This window comes from Pseudoalteromonas sp. Z1A6, from assembly GCF_011378745.1.
In the GTDB taxonomy this organism is placed as follows: Bacteria; Pseudomonadota; Gammaproteobacteria; order Enterobacterales; family Alteromonadaceae; genus Pseudoalteromonas; species Pseudoalteromonas arctica.
The window spans coordinates 1-4,924 of the sequence record NZ_WTKW01000307.1; the positions used below are offsets into that span (position 1 = coordinate 1).

3 protein-coding genes are annotated in these 4,924 nt (G+C 37.6%); 2 read left to right on the forward strand and 1 reads right to left on the reverse strand.

Annotated features, from left to right (window positions below):
* Positions 1-106 precede the first annotated feature (106 nt).
* Together GQR46_RS15960 and GQR46_RS15965 are read left to right on the forward strand one after the other, a co-directional pair.
* Positions 107-1,813, forward strand: a complete 1,707-nt coding sequence (locus GQR46_RS15960) for a site-specific DNA-methyltransferase (RefSeq protein WP_165741457.1) — start codon at positions 107-109, stop codon at positions 1,811-1,813.
* A complete protein-coding gene (locus GQR46_RS15965; RefSeq protein WP_165741459.1) occupies positions 1,804-4,458 on the forward strand; it encodes a DEAD/DEAH box helicase family protein in 2,655 nt (884 codons plus the stop codon). Before GQR46_RS15960 ends, GQR46_RS15965 begins: the two co-directional genes overlap by 10 nt.
* A 167-nt stretch (positions 4,459-4,625) precedes the next feature.
* On the opposite strand, the gene GQR46_RS15970 is transcribed toward GQR46_RS15965, so the two are convergent.
* The coding region (locus GQR46_RS15970) for an RES domain-containing protein (protein WP_165741461.1) at positions 4,626-4,924 on the reverse strand (299 nt) is incomplete at its 5' end.

The following is a 4,924-nucleotide window of genomic DNA, read 5'->3' on the forward strand; positions in this document are numbered from 1 at the left end:
ATTTGAGTAAAAAGACAATGGAATAAACCTAAGTTAATGCAGGTTTACAATAAAAATGAGATTATTATTTATGCAGATATATAAAATTAAAAGGGAGTCATGACAAGTGCCTACACTAAATTGGATTGGCAAATCTGCCGTTGAAAAACATCATAAAGAAGTGCCTTTTCGCTTATTAGAACCAGTAAAAGAATTGTCATGTGGTAACTCTAGCAGTGGAAATCTTATTGTACAGGGAGATAATTTACATGCCCTTAAAGCCTTGCTACCGCGTTATGCTGGGGAAGTAAAGTGCATTTATATTGACCCACCTTATAATACCGGTAATGAGAGCTGGGTCTACAATGACAACGTCAACAGTCCCGAAATCCAAAAATGGTTGGGTGAAGTAGTAGGTAAAGAAGGTGACACTTTAGATCGCCACGATCGTTGGCTATGTATGATGTATCCACGACTATTATTACTAAGACAATTTTTACATGAAGAAGGAATGATTTTTGTTTCTATAGCGGATGACGAGGTTCATCACTTAATAATACTTCTTGATGAAATTTTTGGCGCAAAAAATAGAGTTGCTTCATTTGTTTGGCGTACCGATGGAAACTTTGATAATCAAGCCAAAGTTAAGGTCTGCCATGAGTACGTACTTTGTTATGCAAAAAGTATCGCCAAACTACCCCATCCTCAAGTTATTGACCCTTCGGTTGAAGAAAGTAGCAAGTTATATAATAAGTTAATTAGAAACACTATAATTAAAAATGGTCCTAAAAACCCTATAAGCAAGGTTGTATTACCAGCAGGGTTTCCTGCCGATTTTGATGAAGGGGAAATAGAAGTAAAGTCAAACTGGCCAAAGTATAACTCATCTATAAAAGTTAAAAATGGAACATTGGTCGATTCGATTTTAGCCGAAAGTGGCTGGAGTTCAAAAAACCTTTTATTGAAATTTATTGAATGTGGGTTTACACCTGTTATTGATACAAAAGGTCAAAAAACTCGATTCTTATTAACAAGTACTGGCGCTATAGAGTCAATAAAAGAACGAGAGAATGCAAGCCATGTTATTAGTGTTATAAGCGGAGTTGGTAGCACACAGTCACAATCAGCTAAACTGAAGGAGATGGGATTTGAGTTCTCATTTCCCAAACCAGTAGATTTAATAAGCTATTTGATTTCAATTCACCCTGATAAAGAGCTATTAGTCTTAGATAGTTTTGCTGGTTCTGGTTCTACTGCTGAGGCTACTTTAAAACAAAATAAAATTGATGGTGGCTCACGTAAGTTCATCTTAATAGAAATGGATGAAAATATTGCACAAACAATTACAAGAGAGCGAGTAAGCAAGGTAATTGACGGGCATAAAACAAGCAAAGGGGCTACAGTAAAGGGTTTAACTTCTGGATTTCAATTCAATAAATTATCCTCTGAACCTCTATTCAAAGCAGATGGTCCCATTTGTCCAAATGTTAGCTTTGAGCAATTAGCTGAATTTGTGTGGTTTATGGAAACAGGGACTGGGCTCAATGCGTCTAACTTAGATGCAAAGCAGAAACATACTACGCCATACTTAGCTCAATACAAAGGTAGAGCTATATTCTTACTTTATAACGGTATTCTTGGCGATAAAACAGATGTAGGCGGCAATGTGCTTAATAACCGTAGCCTCGAGGTGTTAAATGCCGCTCTACCAAACTTTACTGGGCCTAAAGTGATCTATGGCGCACGCACCCGCTTCGATAAAACAAAACTTGTTAAACTCGGCATTACTTTCCATCAACTACCATACGAACTGGCGGTGAAGACATGGTTCTAAATAATAAATCACTTAAAAACTATCAAGAGAATCTACTAGATGTTTTTTCGAGCTACTTATCACGCTGCCGTGAATTAAAGGATACTGCGGCGGCATTTGCAGAATCGACTAAAAAGAGTGCTCTTGGTGTCGCTCAACCTTACTATCCTATAGATGGGTTAGAGCAGATTCCATATATCTGCCTTCGAGTACCAACTGGTGGTGGGAAAACTCGCATTGCAGGCCAATCAATAAAATGTGTTAACGATGCTTTTTTGGCTACTGAACATTCATTGGTGCTCTGGTTAGTACCCTCTGATCCCATACGCGAACAAACCTTGTATAATCTAAAGAATAAAAACGAATTACTTTACCAAGATATGCGCGATTTATTTGGTGCAGTAAATGTATTGGATATTGACGAAGCCTTGAATATACAGCCAGCAACACTCAATACAGGGAATACAATCATTGTTGCAACGATGCAAAGCTTCAAGCGAGATACCGAAGATGGCTTAAGAGTGTACCGTCAAAACGGTTCAATCATGTCCAATTTTGAAGGCATGAGTGCTAAGCAAAAAGGTGAGCAATCATTGATCGATGTGATTCGATCGAGGCGTCCTTATGTGATCGTAGATGAAGCCCATAACCAAGGAACTCAGCTAGCGGTAGATACACTAAAACGCTTTAGCCCGAGCTGTATTTTAGAATTAACAGCAACGCCGGATAGAGCATGTCAACCTTCAAATGTTTTACGAAGCGTATCAGCGGCAACTTTACAAGCTGAGGATATGCTCAAGCTGCCATTAGAGTTAGCTATGCACCCTGAATGGCGGACCTCTCTTGCAGAAGCGATTGCAAGGCTACGACACTTGGAAAATGAAGCTATTCAAGAAAAACAATTGACTGGAGAAGTTATTTACCCTGTCGTTATGCTAATTCAAGCAGAGAGAATAGCAAAAGACAAAGAGACATTTACTCCAGAAAAAGTAAAACAGCATCTAATTAATGATTTTAATATTTTGCCGGAAACAATTGCTATTGCAACAGGAGCTATTGATGAACTCGGTGGTAAGAAATTAGGTGCACCTGATTATCCCCAATTTATTATTACCGTAGATAAGTTACGTGAGGGCTGGGACTGTCCTAACGCTTACGTTTTATTCTCGTTTCGCAACACTACTTCTGCAACTGCCGTAGAACAAGTTCTTGGGCGTGTGCTACGTATGCCAAATGTTACCCGCAAACAACGTGAAGCACTAAATAGAAGTTATGCTTACGTAGTTTCGGACAAGCTGGCTAGTACAGTACAAAGTTTAAAGGATGGTTTAGTACAAAGTGGTTTCGAGCGCCTAGAAGCAAATGACTTAATCGTAACCCGTGATAATGATGAAGCTCAACAAGATTTATTTTCTTCATCAACTGATTTGATTATACCACTCCCTGAGTATAACAATGTTATGTCGCTTCCAGATGAAGGTGCTATCGCTGCACTGCCAAAAAAAATTAGAGACAAAATTGAAGTATCACCTGAAACGGGGACATTGACGGTTAAAAATGGTGTTACAACAAAGCAATTACAGCAGATATCAAGCACGTTTAAACTTCCAGAAGCTGCTAAAGAAGTAAAGGATAAACTAAATACTGCCCTTGCTATTCAATCTGCTCCAATCGCAAGAGAATTAACTCCAGCAGAAAAAGGTTTATCGGTTGTAATTCCGTTACTTGGTTACAAACAGAGAAGTTTTTTTGATGTTTTCGATGAAACACCTTTGCTTGATGCCGACTGGGAAATTTCAGACTTTGACTACAAACTAAAGGATTCAGAGTTTTCTCCAGATATAGAAACTATGAGCCGTGCCTCACTAACTATTACCCAATTAGAAAAAATTGAATGCGATGTTTACGAGCGAATAGATAGCCAACTTGCACTGTTTGATAAAGAGCAAGGTTGGCTCGTGACTGATCTTATATATTGGTTGGATAAAAATTTACATTTCCCATATTCTGAGCGTGATGTAAAAGTTGCATGGTTAAATGCAGCAGTTAGCTACTTAATGGATGATAAAGGCTTTTCCCTTGATGAGCTAGCATATCGAAAGTTTCGTTTACGTGGTGTTTTACAGAGAAAAATGGCTGCAGGGCTTGTGGAGGCGAAGCAGCGTGTATTTGATAATTTATTTTTAGATGAAAATATTTTTGAAGTTAGAGATGAACATGCCATCATTTTAGAGCAAGGTAGATATGGTTATGACAGTGTTTACACTGGGTTCATTCACTTGAAAAAACACTTTTTCCCAGTCATTGGTAATTTAAAAAGTACTGGCGAAGAGTTTGAATGCGCGGAGTATATCGCTCATCAAATGAAAGGTGTTGAATGGTGGTTACGCAATGTGGAGAAAAAGCCAACATCATTTTGGTTACAAACAGCTTCTGACAAATTTTATCCTGATTTCTTAGTAAAACTTACTAGCGGAATAATCTTAGCTATCGAATACAAAGGTCAAGATCGTTCTATAGATAGTGGCAACCGAGATAGTATTGAGAAAAAACGAATTGGCGATTTATGGGCAAAAAGAAGTAACGGCACCTGTGCTTTTGTTTGGGTTGAAAATAAGAATTGGCAACCTCTAATAGATGCGGCCAAAAATTACGGTGAAAGGTGATTAACTGAGCGTACTATTTGTATTAGTTCAGGCAAAATCTGACAGCCACCCGTTTTTAAATCGGTGACTGTCAGTCTAAATTTGAGCTAGTACATATTATTACTTCATTTAATACAATCACATTACTACTGTAAGCTGTAGTTACTTAAATTTATTAAACTCTACAGTTAAATAGTATTAAAAGGCGTAAGGTCTACTTTTTCAACGCTATCAAGATATAAAAGCCCCTCTATATGCCTCGACGTCACATCTTTCTCTACACATTGCTCATTATCAGCAAAGATAACAACTGCTTTATGTCTTTTATTTTTTGAACTTGGATATATTACCCCGTCAACTTTCATTGATTCTTTTTTTGATAAAATATGTCTAAAGTATTCAGTGACTATTTGCGTTGGTACATAATCAATATGTACTCGGTCTGCTCTTTCAATCGGCTTAGTAAAATCTTTTATAAAATCAAAAA